A 17,146-nucleotide genomic window follows, 5' to 3' on the forward strand; every position below is an offset into this window, starting at 1 on the left:
AAGCGATGGCAGCAAACCGGCCACCCGATAGCCCTTACCTTGCCGCGCGGCAGGAGTGGACTGAACGATATGGATCTTATGTCCAGGCGGCGCGCGCATGGCGGATCGTCGGGATACTTGGACTGTCGATGGCCGTGATCGGCTTCACCTACGCCTTGTATCTCAGTACGCAGGTCAAGCTTGTGCCCTACATCGTGGAGGTGGATAAACTGGGCACGTCGGTGACAGCCGGCTTTCCCCAGCAGATCGAGTATGCCGATGCCCGCGTTGTTCGCGCAACGCTCGGCAATTTCATCACGAGCCTAAAGTCGATCACACCGGATGCGGTAGTCCAGAAGCAGTATATCGACCGGACCTACGCGCTTCTCAGGACGTCCGATCCCTCGACCCAGAAGATCAATGCCTGGTTTCGCGGCAATTCTCCGTTCGAAAAAGCGAAGACATCGACCGTCGCCATTGAGGTCAACAACATCGTCGCACTCTCCAACCAGACCTACCAGATCGACTGGACCGAATATGAACGCGACCGCAAAGGCAAGGAAACCGGCACGCGCCGGTTCCGCGGGATTGCGACCGTCGCGCTGACCGCGCCGCAGGACGAGGCGATCATCCGCCTCAACCCGATCGGTCTTTATGTCCAGGACTTCGACTGGACAGCACAGCTTTAAGGACAGGGGAATTCACATGCACAGAACTGGATTGATCGCAGCCGTCGGCTGCATGGCCGGGCTCGTCCTTGCGGACTGCGCGATGGCGCAGAGCATGACGTCGAACGAGGTGAAGGGGACCAACATCTCACGGAAGTGGCGGGGAGCGCCCGGTCTGGTCACGACCGGCCCCGATGGAAAGGTCATCTTCCTGTTCGGCGAGACCCAGCCCTCTGTCGTCTGCTCGCCGCTTCAGGTTTGCGACATCGAGATGCAAGGTGGCGAGATCGTCCGCGATGTGCTTGTCGGCGACACTGTCCGCTGGAAGGTAGAGCCAGCGACGTCTGGAGCAACCGGAGGGCAGGCGATCCACCTGATCGTCAAGCCGTCGGAGGCCGGCCTCGTCACGTCAATGGTCGTCACGACCTCTCGGCGGACCTATCATATTCAGCTCAAATCCCATCCCAGCCAGTACATGGCCCGGATCGGCTTCGAGTATCCGGAGGATGTCACGACCAAACTGGCAGATATCAATGCACGCCTTGAGACAGGCGGCATTCCCGGGACAGCTCCAGACAAGCTGAACTTCTCCTATTCGGTCAGTGGAGGAGCCTCGTGGCGGCCGAAGCGCGTCTATTCCGATGGCGCCAAGACCTACATCCAGTTTCCCCGGTCAATCTCCGGGCACGACGCACCAGTGCTCTTTCTCGTCAGCGGCGGCCAGAACCGCATCGTCAATTATCGCATGAAAAACGACATGATGATCGTTGACTACGCCGTCGACAAGGCCGTGCTCGTGTCGGGGGTTGGCTGGCGCCAGCAGAAAATTACGATCCGGCGGGGAGGTTGACCAATGAAAAAAACCATTGCTGCCATCATTGTCGCTTTCGGTGTTTCGGGCTGCCAAACAGCCGATGAAACGCTGACCACCAGTTCCAACCCGATCACCGTCACCGGCGCCACGGCGAGCGCGATCGCCGGCGACATGGCAAGCCGCCTAGCCGAACAGGTCGGTCCGGCCGGCGCCACGACCCTCAAAATGGACAAGGATACTTCCGAATATGCAGCCGCTCTTGAGGCCGCGCTGAAGGGATGGGGATACACGGTCATCGCCGATGGGAAAATCGGCAAGGACCAGAAGCCGGTCGAGGTTGCATGGTCAATCGACAGCTTTGACGGACAGGTGCTCGCGCGTGTCAGCACACCGGCTATCGCCCTCGGCCGGGCATATACAGCAACGTCAGCGGGCGCGACGCCCGCCAGTCCGCTTTCGATCATGCAGCGAAATTGAGGGGAGGGGGAGCATGGTTCAATCGCTCCAGCTTGGCACGACGGGCAATGCTGACGATCAACAGAGCATGCGTCGCCTAAATCGGCTTCCGATCATCGTCGCCATCGTCATCATCGTACTGTTCTTCGGTGTCGTCATCATCGGCCTGTCGTGGCGCGGCCTCTCCTTCAATCGAGGAAATGAACTCGACGGCACCTCCACCTCTCCGGCCACGACGTTTGGCGATCAGCTCAAGCGCGGCGTGTCGGACGGGATCATAGGAGAACCGGAGCAACGAGAAGTGTTTCAGCCGACGCCGGTCATTGTAGAGCGGGAGCCCGTGAGGGAGCCGGTAGCGGAGCGCCAGAACGAGGTCCAGACGGAACGGCGATCGCAGCTCGAACCCGAAGCGGAGTGGAAGGCGCGGCTGAAGCGGGAACAGGACGAGCAGATCCTTCGCGAAGCCCAGCGTCAAAGGATGGCCAGCCTCCAAGCGAGGGCGACGGCGCTTGATTCCCCGCTGAAGGTGGACGTATCCGAGGTCCAGAAGAGCGCCTCGGAAAGCAGGACCGACGCCCGTCAACCGCTCAATGCAACGACAAACAGCGCATCCGATCTCTATAGCGCTGCGATGAAGTCGGGTCTGCTTGGACAGAACGTCGATCAAAACGGCCAGACATCGAAGGAGGACTTTTTCAACCAGGACATCAAGGATCTTGGCTACCTTCCGAACCAGGTCGTACCCCAGCTTTCGCCCTATGAGTTGAAGCGCGGATCGATCATCCCGGCGACGCTGATTGCCGGCCTGGACTCTGATCTTCCAGGCCGGATTTCCGCCCAGGTCAGCCAGAACGTCTTTGACAGCGCCACCGGCTACCGGCTCCTGATCCCTCAAGGAGCAAAGCTCTTCGGCCGATATGATTCGAAGGTGTCGTTTGGCCAGGAGCGTGTTCTGGTCGTCTGGACCGACCTCATCTTTCCGAACGGATCGACGCTTCAGATCGGCGGCATGTCGGGTACGGATGCCGAGGGGTATGGCGGTTTCCGGGACAAGGTCGATCGTCATCCCTGGCGCACGTTCGGCTCTGCTGCCCTCGTTGCCATCATCGGCACGGGGATCGATATGTCGATGCCGGAGAGCTCGACAGTTACCACACAGGACACGGCTTCCGATGCGGCACGACGAAATTTCGCCGAGAGCTTCGGCAGGGTGGCAGAGCAAACCATCTCGAAAAATCTGAATGTCCAGCCGACGATCCGGATCCGACCAGGGTACAAATTCAACGTTCTGGTCGATCAGGATCTAATTTTCCCGAGCCTTTATCGCAAATAGAACATACGCTCGCCCAGGCCGAACAACGGCCGCGCAATTGAACCGGGTTGGCCTGTCACAATCTTGTGCGGGCAAATTTTTCCGCAGAGTCGCTGTCTCTTTCATTGTCACTGACAAACGCTCTGGAATCCAACAGCCTTCAGATGGGCCACAGAATTAACGAGCGGCTGCTTGCCAGGTTCAGGGGCAGCATCGCAACGAGCGGACATTTGCTCCTGCAAGGTGTAGTGAGGGTCGATGCGCATTGCGATTCATACTCTCGGCACACGGGGCGACGTCCAGCCATACGTTGCATTGGCTAAGGGCCTGATGGCGCGTGGACATGAGGTCCAACTGGCAGCTCCCATGCAGTTCACCGACTTGGCCGCCGCGTACGGTATTCCGTTCGCGGGCCTACCAGGCGAATTTCTGGCGCTGCTGGACACGCGGGAGGGCAAGGCCGCCGTTGCCGGCGGCACAGGCTTCAGCGCCGGTTTCAAGCTTCTTAAGCATGTTCGCCCCCTAATGAGAAGGCTTCTCGACGAGGAGTGGCGGGCCGTCCGCCGCTTCCAGCCTGACGTGTTGGTCTATCATCCGAAATCGTTCGGCTCGCCTGACATGGCCGCGGCGCTCGGTGTGCCGCATGTCCTTGCTTCCCCCGTTCCGGGTTTCACACCGACCGACGAATTTCCGAGTCCTATGCTTCCCTTCGAGTCGCTCGGACCATTCAACAAAATGAGCCACACCTTTGCCATCAACGGCGCGCGGCTGCTGTTCGCCAAGGACTTGAAGGCGTGGCGCGCAACCACGCTCGGCCTTCCTGGAAAGACTGCTCGCAAGTCGGCGGCAGGAACACTCTACGCCTACAGCCCCGCCGTGCTCCCGAAACCGAGCGACTGGGGTCCGGACGTGCTGGTCACCGGATATTGGTTCCTCGACCGCCCCGATTGGCAGCCGGACGAGGCGTTGGAATCTTTCTTGAGGGCTGGATCCCCACCTGTCTATCTCGGCTTCGGGAGCATGCCGGGGATCGATCCTGCGGCAATGACGGGCATGATCCTGGAGGCCCTCGAAATGACTGGCAAACGCGGCCTCCTGGCGGGCGGGGGCGGCGCGATCGGTAAAGTCGATGCGAGCCCACGTGCGTTGTTCCTGGCCAACGCGCCACACGATTGGTTGCTGCCACGGGCAAGTGCCGCCATCCACCACGGAGGAGCAGGAACGACTGCGGCGAGCCTTCGTGCAGGACTGCCCACGCAGATCGTCCCTTTCTTCGGCGACCAGCCCTTCTGGGGCAGGCGTGTAGCGGCTCTTGGCTCTGGACCCGCCCCACTCGATCTGAAGACGCTCAGCGCTGCCGGTCTGGCCAATGCGTTGGCAGCGATGGACGCGGCCACCATGCGCGAACGCGCAGCAGAGCTGGGAACCGCCCTGTCGGGCGATCGCGGTGTCGAGGCCGCAACTAAATTCCTCGAACGACTGAGCTTCAAATCGAGTTGAGTGTGGGGTGTGTGGACGACGAGCCTCGCCCGCCAGGCCGGCAGGAAATCAATACCGCAGCGCGCGGCAGCACAGGGGCCGGTGGCGGTCTGTCCGCTCTTGGATACCGCTTCTCGAAAGCAGTCATCAGCGTGAGGTGCGTCGACGGCTCATTTGTGGCGGCAAGCGGTGACCAAATAGTCAGAGCCAGCGCCGAACCTCGGCCTTGTAGCGGCGGTAGTCGTCGCCGAACTTCGCTTCGAGATAGCGCTCCTCGCGGGCGATCACCTGCGACTGGATCGCGATCAGCACCAAAGGAAGCAAGGCGAAGGCGATCGGTCCGTCGAAGCCTATCGCAATGCCGGCATAGATGAGCGCCATGCCGAGATACATAGGATTGCGGGTCCACCGATAAGGGCCGGTCGTTGCGATGAGGCTCGTAGGCCGCGACGGCCGAACGTTGGTGCCCAGCCGCCGGAACATCCCTGCCGCCGAAAGCATCATTCCCGTGCCGGCAAAGAACAGCAGCGCGCCCGTCGCGAACAGCAAACGCCAGTCGATGCCGAAAGTGCGCAGGGCGACGAACCGCTCCGCCGCCAGCCCCAACAGCAGCGCTCCCAGATAGATCAGGGGCGGAGGGAAGCGCACACCCGCGCTGTCACTTTCAACGGCCATACTCTTCCCTCCTATTTCTGCCGTGATCAGTCTCGGTCAGGCCTTGCAAAAGCCGGCGACGGCGAACTTTTGGAACAGGTGCGGTCTGGCTTCGACCGATGACGGATATGCTGGAAGTTTCGCGAGGAACTCGGGATCAGTGAAGGCGGCGCGGACCGCCTCGGTCGATTCCCACACCACATAGTTCAGGTACGTCGGGCTATCGCCGATCGCTCGATGCAGTTGCATGGAAATGAAGCCGGTGCCTTTGTTATGACCTCGGCAGCCGCCTTGAAAGCGTCCAGAAAGCCCGCTTCGTCGGCGGGATCACCGACAGTGATGAGGTTGATGAGCACGAGAGGCGCGGCCGCGATGCCGAGTTGGCGGTCGAACGGAAATTTCTCGTCAAGAGGTATGAATGGTTTTGCGGCGGCCATGGTGGCGCTCCTGTCATTGTGAAATTGGAACTGACGTGATCGATGCTGCTTGTTTTCAACCCAGCATCGATTGCTGGGCAAAGATACCCGCCATCGCGCCTTGCCATGTTGCCGTGGTAACCGAGGGGATGCCGGGGTTGGCGAGGTCACCGGCGGCGTAGATGCCTGGCATGCTGGTTTCGCGGCGTTCGTCGGTCTTGAGGGCGATGCCGGTTGGCGTATTGACGGTGGCGAGGCCCAGGGATTCATGAAGGCTTGCGGACGGCTTGGTACGCGGATGCGCGAACAGGATGTCGACTGCGACATCGGGGCCGGTATCGATCTTGATGGTGGCACCGTGGCTCCCATGACGTGCGATCCCGGTGATCCGTCCATCAACGACAGGTACCTGACGGCCCGTCAGATCGGCCCGCATGTCGGGTGTGATGTCGTGGCCGTCAGCGAAGACCGTCAAATTGTCGGTCCAATCGTGAAACAGCCTGACCTGATTCATCGACTGCGGGCTAGACCAGACGAGGCCCCAATGCTGGTCAGCAACTTCGAAGCCGTCGCAATAGGGGCATGGAATAACGGATGTGCCCCAGTTTTCGGCAAAACCCGGAACCTCAGGCATTTGGTCAACAACGCCATAGCTCAGGATCAGGCGGCGCGCGCTAAGGGTTTCACCATCGCTGGTAAGGACGGAGAAATTGTCGATGGTACCGGAGATACTGTCGGCGCGGGCATTGACCATCCTTATAGCAGGGTAGCGCGCGAGTTGCTGCCGCGCCGCGGCCAGAATTTCGGACGGTCGTTTGTCATCGTGGCCGAGCACACCGTGAGAGCGGCCAGCGAATCGATTGCGCTGAAGGCCGGTATCGAGAACGATGACATTGCGGCGGGCACGGCCATGCTGCAGAGCGGCGGCGAGGCCAGCAAAGCTTCCGCCGATGATGATGACGTGATCCATTGTGTTGGGCTCCGTGTTGCGGATAGAGGGGCTGGATTGGATCTTGCGGCGGCCTCAGCAGGAGGGACTCCAATGGCGGAAAGCGAGGCCAGCTTCAGCAGTGTTCGTCGGTGCATGGGACCCTCGTGGCTCAGGTCGCGGAATTTGACTTGCATGTTTCAGATACTGAATGGTATCTTAAAGATAAATAACGATACTGTCAAGGATCGCAATAGCCATGAATGAAAATGTACAAAACCGACGCGGCCGGCCCGCCAACGAGGCGCTTGGCCAAACGATCGTCGATGCCGCGTGCGAACTGTTTGAGGAACTAGGATTTCATGCGGCGACGTTGGATAAGGTCGCCCAGCGGGCGAAGATATCCAAGCTCAGCATCTACAAGCACTTCGAGAACAAGGAGGCGCTGTTTGGCGCGGCCTTTGCGGCCCGCTGCCAGCAGTTAGTGCCGCAGAAACTCTTTGAAGGCGTTGATGGTTCAGCCGAAGATCAACTCATGGCGGCGGGATCGTCACTGCTTCACACGCTTTTGCGCCCGGAGGTCCGCAATGTCGAAGCCATGGTCATGGCCGATACGCCAAACCAGAAGTCGTTGAGCAAGCTCCATTACGAAGCAGGCCCTGGGCATATCATTGCGCAAATCGAGGGTCTGTTGCGTCAGTTGCATGCAAAGGCGCTTCTGAACGTGCCCGATCCTCTCCAGTCCGCCCGCTTGTTCGGTGCGCTTTTCAAGGGCTCAGATCTTTTGATTATCGCACGCTTCGACGAGGCGAAAGGTTCGGACGACAACGAGATCGAATCCTATTGCCGCTCGGCCGTCGCCATGTTCATCGCCGCGCACCGCGGCAACGACCACGCGGGCGGATAGTCTGGACGAGGCCGCGAAGAAACCGTCCGCTTTCGGGAAGGTACAACGGTGGTCTGAATGGCGGAAAGGAGGGCGCACGGCGGAAACTGTTTCCGCAATGGGGCCGTGAGCGGACTGTCTGAAGTTGAGGTGCCGCAAGCCGGAGCCGACATTCAAAAGTCTGGCGGCTTGGTCGAACTCGGCCCAAAGCTGGCAGAATGGTTCTTCGTCGTCATGGTTGAGCTCGCCCCTCCAGACTCTGGAAGTCAGACCACACCACCACTGTTCAGCAATTTCTGCGTTTCAGGAGGAGTCGGTTCACCGTAAATCTCCGGCCGAAGCCGCAATCGTCGTCCAGAGGTGATATAGTGAGCTAGCCGGGATAGTGCGGGCCGTCGGCACCTCGTTGAGGTCGAGACAGTCGTGCCAGCAGCCGTGTGGCACTCCCGTCATATAAGCAGCGAGGATTGCGGAGGCGACGTCGTCCGCCTCTGTCCGATATCCCGGAAAGCCAAATCGCTCATAGAGCGCCATGAAAGCCTTGAGCATCTCCACCTGCGGCCATAGGCGCCGTGACGGGCTGATCGCCTTATCTCCCGAAACGGTATCGACCAGGAAAATCGAGCCGTCCATGCGCCCGACCGCCAGCGCGGTGTAAAACAGGTCCAAGCATATATTGATGTTATCGCTGCGAGCGAGACTATCGTGACGGGTCGTCAACCAGACCCACTCGCACATGTGGCCTGGCTCCAGCCGATCGGATCCGTATCGGTCGGCAAGTTCCCATTGGGGGCCAAAAAACTCGTGAAGCGGCCCCTTTGGTCCGACGAAAAAATGCGAGCGCAAGAGTGCGAAAGCCTTGCCTTCCGACCTCATATGCTTGGAGGTCCGGGTGTTCTCGCACAAGGCCAATGTGGCTTCGAGGTAATGCATGTGCGGGTTCTGGCGGCGAGGAAGCGTGCCATCGCTGTCTTCGGCCCAGCCGCCAAAGGGGTCTGTCAGGGTCCGGTCGACCGCCAGGATCGTCTGGTCGATCTGGTGTCGGTAGACGTCCTTGCCGGTCGCCGTCAGCAGCCATGAGAGCGCGAGCAGCACACAGGCATTGTCGTAGAGATCGCGAACAGGATCGGTAATGAGCTCGGTATGGCGGTTGAAGCTTCTCGCATAGCCACCGCGCTTCCCGCTGACCCAGGCGACGCGGTGCAGGTTGGCGAAGGCACGTTCTGCCATGGCGAGCGATGCTGAGGGGGCGACACCGAGATGGGCGGCATGGGCGTGAACATAGATCTGACGGGCCACCGTTCGGGTCCGCACCTCACCTGCTTCCTGCGGCGACCCATCCAGTTCCAGGTATTCGACAAATTGGCCGCAGGTCTCGTCGAAGCCGGATTTGCTCCAGGTGGGCAAAATTTCCTCGAGGAAGACGCGTTTCAGTTGCTGGACGCTCATGGACGATCGCCTGGTGGGGCGGACGACCCACTGTCCGCATTCACAAGGCTGCCCCGGTGGGATGCATCGTTTCCAGAAGCCTGCTGATCTTGATCGTGGTGAAGTTGGAATAGGTATCCGAGACGGCATATGGCAGCGCAATCAGATCGCCATGCCGCATGGCACCGCAGGAATATACGACATTCGGCACATAGCCCTCGCGCTCCGTCGGTTCGGGCTGCAGCAGCGGCTCTACCGTCCGCGACAGGATGATGCTCGGGTCGTGCTTGTCGAGCAGCGTCACCCCGATTGCATAGCGCCGCATCGGTCCCACGCCATGGGTAAACAGCAACCATCCCTCGTCAATTTCAACAGGGGAGCCGCAATTGCCGATCTGGACGAACTGCCAGGCGAATTCCGGCTTCATCAGCAAACGTCCTTCATCCCATTGATGCAGGTCGTCGGAATAGAGCAGAAAGAGGTTTTCGCTGTCCTGCCGGGCGATCATTGCGTAGCGGCCATCGATGCGCCGGGGAAAGAGCGCCATGCCCTTGTTGCGGGCGGCGGGTCCCCGCAGCGGCGTCAGGGTGAAGTTCAGGAAGTCGGTGGTCTCCAGAACCTCCGAGCGGATGGATGAGCCGCTATAGGCGGTATAGGTCGCGAAGTAGATCGTCTTGCCTTCGTCCTCGAAGGCGACGAAACGGGCATCTTCGATGCCGTTCGACTGCGCCTCGGTCACCGGAAAGATGACCCGCTCGCTAAGATCACTTTCCTCCTTGAAACTGAGTCCGATGCAACCGGCGGGCGCCAGGCCGTCGCTCGCATGGATGTCCGGCAGACCTGCCAGTTGCGTCGGCGCATCGATGGTGACGGCCCCCTCCGCGTCGATCACGCCGGCGCGGAAGGTGAGCGAGGAGATATGTCCCTCGCCCACAGCCCGCAGACTAATGATCAGCCGGCGGCTCCCATCTGCAACGCCGGACTGATCCGGATGCGGCACGATGCTCGGATTGAACAGAGCGGCGGACTCGAACGAATATTCGTTCATGAAATAGGCCCCGACCAGTTGCCTCTGCTGCTGACTGAACTGTTGATGATGGAGGAAGGCATCCTCCATCGCGTCCGCCCGCAGCTCGAACTGTCGCAACAGGTTCCGATGCCGGCCGTCGAAATTGGCGAGAATGTCGCGCAACTGGTTGGCGGTCGAAGTCGGGTCCAAGGACAGCACGCGATCGACGATTTCGTTGGCCCTGGTCTTGTCGCGCGGATTGAGATGCCGCGGTTCGGTGGATGGCTTGAACGGGCGCACGATGACCCGTGTCGGATCCGGTCTCAGATAGAGGGCCTGCCGATTGAGGAGGCTCGAGTGGGGCAAATTTGATCTTTCTGAATGTTCGCTGTGAATGGCGCGGCTCATGACAATTGCCTGGCGCCGACCCTCGGCATGACCGGCCGCAGCATCTGGTTGGCGCGACCGAGCTCGACGCAGGAGATCAGGTAGCAGAGCACGGATTCGGCACCCCGGTTCTCGTTGGGGCGGTCCACATGCAGGCCGTCGCGGCAACTGCCCGTCTCCGGGTCAACGAGGGAAATGCCGTGATCATTGCTGCCCGTGAACCAGTCGAAGGCCCTGTGCGCGGCCTCGATCCAGCTCCTGTCCGAGGTCGCTTCGTAGGCCGCAAGGCAGGCGGCCACGGTTGCCGTCGCCTCGACTGGCTGTTGGTCGAAAGGCTTGGGCGGCTGCCTGACCTCGAAGAAGCCATCGGTGCCAATGGGGCGAAAATGACCTTTCTCGCCCGTCTGCTGGGTCATCAGCCATTCAAGCGTCGCAACACCTGTCTCGACGAAAGCCGGCACCTTGGTCGACAGGCCCGTCATGATCAAGGCCTGGCTCAGCCGCGCATTTTCATAGGACAGTCCCTCTTCGAACCAGTGGCGGCCGCCCACCGACACACGACGCTCCAGGTCCATCAGGTTTTCAGCATGCCGTATGCGCAGCATGCGAGCGTGGGGGTCTTGAGGATTGGCCGCGCAATAATCGTTGAGGCCGAGAAGCGTGAAGGCCCAGGCGCGCGGGGAACGGAAGTCGAGCGTGACGGACATCGCCCGGGCAAAGAGGGCACTCGCCCATCGGCGACGCGGCCCATCAGTATCGGACAGGGCGCAGGCCCCGAGCGCCCAGAGGGTTCGCCCGTGGCTATCTTCGGAGCCCTTCACTTCGAGCCAACGGCGGTCGTAGCTCATGAAGTTTCGGAAACGGCCAGTATCGGGGTTCCAGGCGTGTTCGACGAAGGCCGCGAAGGAGGCTGTCACCCTGTCCGCTATGCCCGTCTCGCCGTTGGCCGAAAGGAGCGAGGACAGAAGCAGGGCTCGCGCATTGTCGTCGACGCAATAACCATGTGACCTGTCCGGCACCGAGAACACCGCATGCTGGATGATGCCCGTGTCGTCGCACATCGTGTGTAGATGGCCCAGCTTCAAAGCCGTCTGCTGCGGCGGGCGCTTGATCCGCAACGAGATGAGATCGCTGACGAGTTTCGGCCGATAGGCGGTGCGCGCCTTCGCCATGCTGTCGAGATAGAGCGAGGCGACATGCGACCAGATCATCGCGCGACCGGCTTCGTAGGCCCCCTTGCGCATCGCCATCCGGCCCTTGTCATCGCCGAGCAAGGTAGCGATTGCCTTCGCCGTCGCCAGCGCATCCCCAAAAGGAACTAACACACCGCGACCGTCGCCCAAGAGATCGCAAGCGTGCCAATAGGGCGTGGAAACCACAGCACTGCCCATTCCAAAACTGTAGGAGAGCGTTCCCGAGGTCATCTGCGCCTCGTCCAGATAGGGCGTCACATAGACGTCGCACATGGCAATGAAGTCGAGAAGCGTCGGCAGATCGACGAAACGATTGAGAAACTGCACCGCATGATCGACGCCCAGCCGCTCGGTGCGTTGGCGCAGACTGTCGCGATAGGCCTCGCGCTGTTGGCGCAGAAGCGTCGGATGGGTCGCGCCGAGCACTATATACAGGGCATCGGGGTTCTGCTTCAGAATCGACGGCATGGCGTCGATGACAACCTCGATACCCTTGTTGGGGGATAGAAGACCGAAGGTCAATATGACCGGCCGGCCGGCGCAACCACGTCCGATCTTGGCGAGGTCCGGATCGTGAAAGGGCCTGTCGGGTATGCCATGGGCGATGACGTCGATCTTCTGGGGCGCGACGCCATAGATTTCCGCGAGCAGCGTCCGTCCCTTTTCCGCCATGACGACGACGCGGCTGGAATGGGCCGCGACTTTCTGCAACACGCGGTGTTGAGACGGCGTCGGTTCGGCAAGGATGGTATGGCAGGTGGTAACCAGCGGAATTTTAAGGCTTTCCAGAAGCGTGAGGATGTGTTCGCCATCCGGACCGCCGAAGATGCCGAATTCGTGCTGCAGTGAAACCACATCGAACCGTCTTTCGTTCAGAACCCGCGCAGCCGTCACATAGTCTTCGACTTCCTCCTCACGGATCTCGAAGATCACATCGCCAGGATAGGCGTAACTCTGCTTGGCATCCGTGACGGCGACGATGCTCGTCTGGACGGGCTCGACCGAGTCGAGCAGCGCCTGGGAGAGATCGCCGGTAAAGGTTGCTATGCCGCATTGCCGGGGAAGAGAATTGCCGATGAAGGCGATCCGTGTCGGTCTGCTCATCTGCGTTCCCTCCAGAACATGGTGGCGAGGTCTCGCCAAAAAAGCCAGTGACGCACAGCGCGACCGCATGGTGGATGCACCCGCCTCGGCATCGGGTTCACGCCGAGCCGATAGCCTCCAGATCCCGCTCCAGAGCGACGCGCCCCTGCTGAAGCTCGGCATTCCAGAGCCGATATTGCGGGCTATTGTGATAGGCCGGCATGGGGGCCTCGATCGTGTAGGTGACGGCGGCGGCCGGCGACAGACCCTTTGTGGTCACGAGACGAACCATTTGGCCGACGATAAAACGGTGAGAAGGCATGAGTTTCTCCAATCATCAGTGCGTTGTGTTCAGGCTTTTCTGGCCGGAAAGGACTCTGTCCATGTCGAGAGCGGCATCCAGGTCCGACGGATCTATTTGGACCAGGCTCTTCTTCTTGCCGGCAAACACTTCAATCATGGTTGCCACGCGCCGATAGGCGAGCCAGGAGATTCCGGTGATCTGTTCCTCGTCGTCCTGCACCTGGTAGTCGCCAGCGGGACATGGCCCGTCCAGACCTTTGAGGGTGAAGGGCGCATCGAAATGCACGGTTCTCGTCTTCGTTCGCGTAAACATCTGAGACTCCTTTGCGGGGGATCGGTGTCATGTGGCGGCAGTGCAGAGATCAGCTCGGGATGCGACCTCAGTGTTCATCAAGCCTGCTTCGGCGGAACAGCGGGCCGCGCTGTAAACGGATGGATACTGCAATCCGGCCGCTTCCCGGCCCCTGACCTGATCTCGAAGACGTTCGGTCGGCATGTCGCAGACACGATCCGCTTTTTACGGATGTCAGCCAGTATGATCACCTTGTCCGAAGTCCCCATTAGCCGCCGCTCCTCACGGTTGTAGCAACTTGATCGCGACCACAGGGACTTCCGCCCTCGCCTTCCCAGCGCGACATAGCCGTAGCGTGACTGAAAACAACAGTATCCCAGACGGCTGCCTGCATATCGCTCATGACCATTCCCTTGCGAAGGCGGTCGATGATCACGACCTCTCTTGCATAGTTGCCACCTGACTGCGCCCGGAGACCCGCGCTCGAGTAGCTTGAACGGTGGAGCAGCGCACGCAGAAGCGCCAGATCAGCCAGCTTTCGCTCACACTCTGGAGGATCGTTCTTCAGCATGGTCGAAGGCCGAATGTCTGCCAGAGGCGGTCGTCATGGACGATCACTGCAGTGGATTGCTTACGATCGACCATGACTTGTTCCTCTTCCGAGTTCGCCAAGCGCTTTGATTGGCGTCGTCAGGTCGCCGACTGGAGGGACGACCCGAATGCACTGAGATCGAGTTCGATCATATGTCGTCGCCGAGACTGATAGGCTTGTCTCGCTGTCGTCAGGATGCGCTCCCGCAGGCGATCGAATGCCAGGAGATAGTCGCGCTCCTTCCGGCGGTTGGTCGCCCCCTCACGCTCAAAGAGTGCCACAGGCAATAGAAACAGAACCTGGTTCAGACCATCATGCCCGATGAAACGAATGAAACCGCGGGTCTCGTCATAGGCACGGGTCGGATTGGGGAAAGAGAGGGTCACAGGCTCGTGACCTGACAGCTACTTTTCAGCCGCGCGAGGACGGCCTTGTCTGCCCAGAGGTTCACGGCGGAAATCAATTCGCCGGATCTGTGGACGCCCTTCTGGTAGAGGGTAATCGCATGCCGCGCCGCGCCGCGGTCCAGTTCGCAAAGCGGTTCTTCATAGCGAAACCCGGCATGCCGGAGCGCGTTTCTGATGATGTTGATGTCGAAGCTGCCGATAGGCTGATGAAGGTCGGAAGACATGACGTCCTCCTTTATTGGGGCCAGGGTGAGTGCCGCCCAGAAAATGGCAGTGCCCGTTCAATGGCTGCCACTTCGATGAATATGGGCTGGCTTGTCAGAACTTGCAAGGACCTTTAAAAAATATCCATAGGGCACGATCGGAGTCGCCGTCGTCATATGGTCAGTGCCGCGCGTCGCTCCGGCACAAATAAAGTCTCCTCTACGGTCGCCTTCAAAGAAGGGATGGCTTGCTGTGGCATGTCTTTAACCTGAGCGGTGCGGCCAGAGCGATCCACGAAATCTGTCGTCGTGATTCACACTCCTTGCGCTGGCGTGGATGCGGAACTAATTGCCGCTCCGGCGCCATGTTCACATCAGCTCAAATCAAGGGCACAACGATAAATCCACGCTCGCTCGCGGCGCATTGCTGATAGGGCGAGCTGATCGACTGCTTTCGGGTATCCAACCGACCACCTTCAATGCCGAAATGAGAAGGCGCTGAGCAGCCGCAATGGGCCGTTACCCTCGGCTGGGGCGATGGGGTGCGCAGCGTCTTCCAGACGACGCAGCCGAACTTGTATTTCGTCTCAAGCTCCGCCTGCTTCTCGTCGCCCAGGCGGACGTAGGAAGCGTGGGCAAGTTTGTCGCCGTCGTCTCGCGTCGAGGCGTAATCGCACGATCCCCAGACCTTGCCCGTCGATGACCAGTGCGCACAGTTTTCACATCGCCTGCTCATGCAGTATCTCCTGGAATGTTGAAGAGGTAGGACTGGTTTCGCTCCAGGCGACCAAGCGGGCGGATTGATCCATAAGACCTCTGTCCGAGCTTTCGCCCCATCAGTGCGGGCCATGGTCTCGACGCGGTGCCATCCACGCATGGCGCTGTCGTATAGTTCTGATTGGTATCCTGAGATGATCACCATCGCGCGCGATGCGTCGAACACCCTGCGGCGAACGTTTGAGTGGTTCATTCCCCACCTAGCAGCGACACTGAAAGGTGCCTCTCTCCGATTAGCAAGTGCACGCCGTGGAGGGCCGTGGTAGGGTCCGTCTCCGGGGGCATTCTCTCGGTCTAACCGAAGGAAACCTCCTATGGGTTCTGTGATCGAGATTGGCTTCCAACTTAATTGGAAGCAGCCTGTTTTGGTTGGCGAAGGCGACCTCTGCGACACCGCAATCTTGGGGCCCCGTGCTGGCCTGAAATACCTGCAGGACAGCTTGCCATTGCGCTCCGGAAAAACGTACTGGAATGCGATCAACGAATGTAGCGCTGCTCTTCGCCACGGACGTGATTTGGACCGATCTAGGGTATCTTTCATTGCCGCCTACGCGGAATGCATGGTGAAAATTGATGGCCATTAGGCACCGCCCGCGGGTTCTGTCAGGGCGACGGTCATTCCGAGCTCTCCGTGGCGGCAACGGCTGATCGCAGCAGATCGTTCAAGGACTCGAGTTCGGCAACGCGGGCCGCGGCGGCTCTTACTTCGCGTCGAAGGCGGCACACCTCCGGTAGGTGTGAATGTATATCGTCAATTTCGACGCCTTTGGCTGCCGATGCCTTCACGGCGCAAGGCCCGCACCGAGCGCGGTCGGTTTCATAAAAACAATCTTCGGGGTGCGGGCAGACTTCTTGGACATCCTGTTTCTTGAGCAAGCGAGACGCGTCAGACAGTGTGAACGCTACTTGCGCCTCTAGATCAGCCACATGTGATGAGGCCGTGGGTTGTTCATCGTTGCCATGTTGCGCGAGGACAGAATCATCGTCAGGCAGCTGACGGGTGAGGGATAATGGAGCTCTCGCGTTGTATCTGAGAGCAATATGACTGCCGACCCCCTCTACGAAGCCGACATGAGCATCATCTACGACGTCGTGACGAAAACCGTCGTCGTATCCTTTCGAGGAAAGATCACCCTTCTCGGACCCTTCCCAAATCGCCGTGCCGCTATGCTTGCGGGTGAGAGCTTCTGTCGAGAGAGAGGCTGGGGCACGTAGCTGGTGCGGTTCGTTCTGCGCTTGTGCGCGATGCGTTTCTCCATCGTGCGTTGCGGCTAAAACAGCAGCCTCTGCATGTTCACCCGCCAAATTCGTCTGGGGCGCTGGGGTCGGGTCGAAGTCGTCGTAGCTGGGGTCAATCCATCCTTCTCCGGCGCACTCCCAGCACGGTTCGTCGTCTTGACCGCAGATGCAATCGCCAGGCCAGCACTCGCACCTGTGATAGCCCCGACCGTTGCAGGCGGCGCATTTCGTGAGCATGTCGCTCATGTCAGTCTCCCCCCGTCAGGTTCGAGGGCGTGCCGACCCGATACGGCTTCTTCGTTCGCCAGAATTCCCTGCTTTTGCAGGCCATGCCGGAGTACTCGCTTTCGTTAGCGCATTGCCGGCACGGGCTTCGATGGCGTCGTCTAGAGACAGATCCCACACCTCGTCCGCAGTGAGATGAAGTCCTCGAGCGTTCGCGGCCGCGTGCATGATGGCCATGTAGACGTCTCGCTTAACCATTGTCCGAGCCCTCCGTGGTGGCGAGGGCGACGCGAGCCTCTTCCTCGCTATCGAACCACTTGATCTCGGTCTCGTCAGGATCGCAGTGTTCGTCCCATGTGACCGGCACATCAGGCATCCACTTGTCCGGTCGCTTCATGAGGGTTGACCTGAGACCC

The 17,146-nt window shown here is 60.1% G+C and carries 19 protein-coding genes and 1 pseudogene; 8 read left to right on the forward strand and 12 right to left on the reverse strand.

The genetic code is table 11. The features are described from left to right. Positions 1–5 precede the first annotated feature (5 nt). From IM739_RS22605 to IM739_RS22625, 5 genes are all read left to right on the forward strand, one after another. On the forward strand, positions 6–668 hold the full coding sequence (locus tag IM739_RS22605) for a conjugal transfer protein TrbF (protein WP_237371896.1): 663 nt from the start codon (positions 6–8) through the stop codon (positions 666–668). 16 nt (positions 669–684) lie between these two features. Next, entirely contained in the window at positions 685–1,497 is an 813-nt protein-coding gene (trbG, locus tag IM739_RS22610; protein WP_237371897.1) for a P-type conjugative transfer protein TrbG, read from the forward strand. A 3-nt stretch (positions 1,498–1,500) separates the two neighbouring features. Further along, entirely contained in the window at positions 1,501–1,938 is a 438-nt protein-coding gene (gene trbH, locus IM739_RS22615) for a conjugal transfer protein TrbH (protein WP_237371898.1), read from the forward strand. A gap of 13 nt (positions 1,939–1,951) precedes the next feature. Further along, entirely contained in the window at positions 1,952–3,250 is a 1,299-nt protein-coding gene (gene trbI / locus IM739_RS22620) for an IncP-type conjugal transfer protein TrbI (RefSeq protein WP_237371899.1), read from the forward strand. A 237-nt stretch (positions 3,251–3,487) separates the two neighbouring features. Continuing rightward, on the forward strand, positions 3,488–4,729 hold the full coding sequence (locus IM739_RS22625) for a glycosyltransferase (protein WP_237371900.1): 1,242 nt from the start codon (positions 3,488–3,490) through the stop codon (positions 4,727–4,729). Between the two features lie 180 nt (positions 4,730–4,909). Here the strand turns inward: IM739_RS22625 and IM739_RS22630 are convergent, their stop codons facing one another. The 3 genes and pseudogenes from IM739_RS22630 to IM739_RS22640 all read right to left on the reverse strand — a co-directional run bounded on the left by IM739_RS22630 (position 4,910) and on the right by IM739_RS22640 (position 6,748). Then, positions 4,910–5,383 (reverse strand): methyltransferase family protein, encoded by a 474-nt coding sequence (locus IM739_RS22630; protein WP_237371901.1) that lies wholly within the window; start codon positions 5,381–5,383, stop codon positions 4,910–4,912. 36 nt (positions 5,384–5,419) lie between these two features. After that, positions 5,420–5,799, reverse strand: a pseudogene (locus tag IM739_RS22635) (antibiotic biosynthesis monooxygenase family protein). A 55-nt stretch (positions 5,800–5,854) separates the two neighbouring features. Then, complete coding sequence (locus IM739_RS22640) at positions 5,855–6,748, reverse strand: NAD(P)/FAD-dependent oxidoreductase (RefSeq protein WP_237371902.1); 894 nt, start codon at positions 6,746–6,748, stop codon at positions 5,855–5,857. A 217-nt stretch (positions 6,749–6,965) separates the two neighbouring features. Here IM739_RS22640 and IM739_RS22645 point away from each other — a divergent pair, with 217 nt between their 5' ends. Then, positions 6,966–7,613: a TetR/AcrR family transcriptional regulator gene (locus tag IM739_RS22645; RefSeq protein ID WP_237371903.1), complete on the forward strand. Its 648-nt coding sequence runs from the start codon at positions 6,966–6,968 to the stop codon at positions 7,611–7,613. Positions 7,614–7,910: 297 nt separating this feature from the next. Here the strand turns inward: IM739_RS22645 and IM739_RS22650 are convergent, their stop codons facing one another. From IM739_RS22650 to IM739_RS22685, 8 genes are all read right to left on the reverse strand, one after another. Then, complete coding sequence (locus IM739_RS22650) at positions 7,911–9,041, reverse strand: AGE family epimerase/isomerase (protein WP_237371904.1); 1,131 nt, start codon at positions 9,039–9,041, stop codon at positions 7,911–7,913. Positions 9,042–9,081: 40 nt separating this feature from the next. Further along, entirely contained in the window at positions 9,082–10,395 is a 1,314-nt protein-coding gene (locus tag IM739_RS22655; RefSeq protein WP_237370230.1) for a glycoside hydrolase family 130 protein, read from the reverse strand. A 38-nt stretch (positions 10,396–10,433) separates the two neighbouring features. After that, positions 10,434–12,713: a glycosyltransferase family 4 protein gene (locus IM739_RS22660; protein ID WP_237371905.1), complete on the reverse strand. Its 2,280-nt coding sequence runs from the start codon at positions 12,711–12,713 to the stop codon at positions 10,434–10,436. 97 nt (positions 12,714–12,810) lie between these two features. Next, entirely contained in the window at positions 12,811–13,014 is a 204-nt protein-coding gene (locus IM739_RS22665) for a hypothetical protein (RefSeq protein ID WP_237370228.1), read from the reverse strand. A gap of 15 nt (positions 13,015–13,029) precedes the next feature. After that, complete coding sequence (locus IM739_RS22670; protein ID WP_237371906.1) at positions 13,030–13,308, reverse strand: hypothetical protein; 279 nt, start codon at positions 13,306–13,308, stop codon at positions 13,030–13,032. A gap of 669 nt (positions 13,309–13,977) precedes the next feature. After that, on the reverse strand, positions 13,978–14,265 hold the full coding sequence (locus IM739_RS22675) for a DUF1488 family protein (protein WP_237371907.1): 288 nt from the start codon (positions 14,263–14,265) through the stop codon (positions 13,978–13,980). Next, entirely contained in the window at positions 14,262–14,510 is a 249-nt protein-coding gene (locus IM739_RS22680) for a hypothetical protein (protein ID WP_237370224.1), read from the reverse strand. Before IM739_RS22680 ends, IM739_RS22675 begins: the two co-directional genes overlap by 4 nt. 358 nt (positions 14,511–14,868) lie before the next feature. Next, positions 14,869–15,225 (reverse strand): hypothetical protein, encoded by a 357-nt coding sequence (locus IM739_RS22685; RefSeq protein WP_237371908.1) that lies wholly within the window; start codon positions 15,223–15,225, stop codon positions 14,869–14,871. Positions 15,226–15,580: 355 nt separating this feature from the next. Here IM739_RS22685 and IM739_RS22690 point away from each other — a divergent pair, with 355 nt between their 5' ends. Both IM739_RS22690 and IM739_RS22695 read left to right on the forward strand, forming a co-directional pair. Next, complete coding sequence (locus IM739_RS22690; protein WP_009109855.1) at positions 15,581–15,850, forward strand: DUF982 domain-containing protein; 270 nt, start codon at positions 15,581–15,583, stop codon at positions 15,848–15,850. Positions 15,851–16,307: 457 nt separating this feature from the next. Then, the gene (locus IM739_RS22695; protein ID WP_237371909.1) at positions 16,308–16,481 is read left to right on the forward strand and encodes a hypothetical protein; all 174 of its coding nucleotides are present in this window, start codon (positions 16,308–16,310) and stop codon (positions 16,479–16,481) included. Positions 16,482–16,980: 499 nt separating this feature from the next. Here IM739_RS22695 and IM739_RS22700 read toward each other — a convergent pair whose 3' ends face one another. Further along, positions 16,981–17,127 carry a hypothetical protein gene (locus IM739_RS22700; RefSeq protein ID WP_237371910.1) on the reverse strand — a complete coding sequence of 49 codons (147 nt, stop codon included), beginning with the start codon at positions 17,125–17,127 and terminating at the stop codon, positions 16,981–16,983. Positions 17,128–17,146 lie beyond the last annotated feature (19 nt).

This window comes from Rhizobium sp. SL42 (assembly GCF_021729845.1).
In the GTDB taxonomy this organism is placed as follows: domain Bacteria; phylum Pseudomonadota; class Alphaproteobacteria; order Rhizobiales; family Rhizobiaceae; genus Allorhizobium.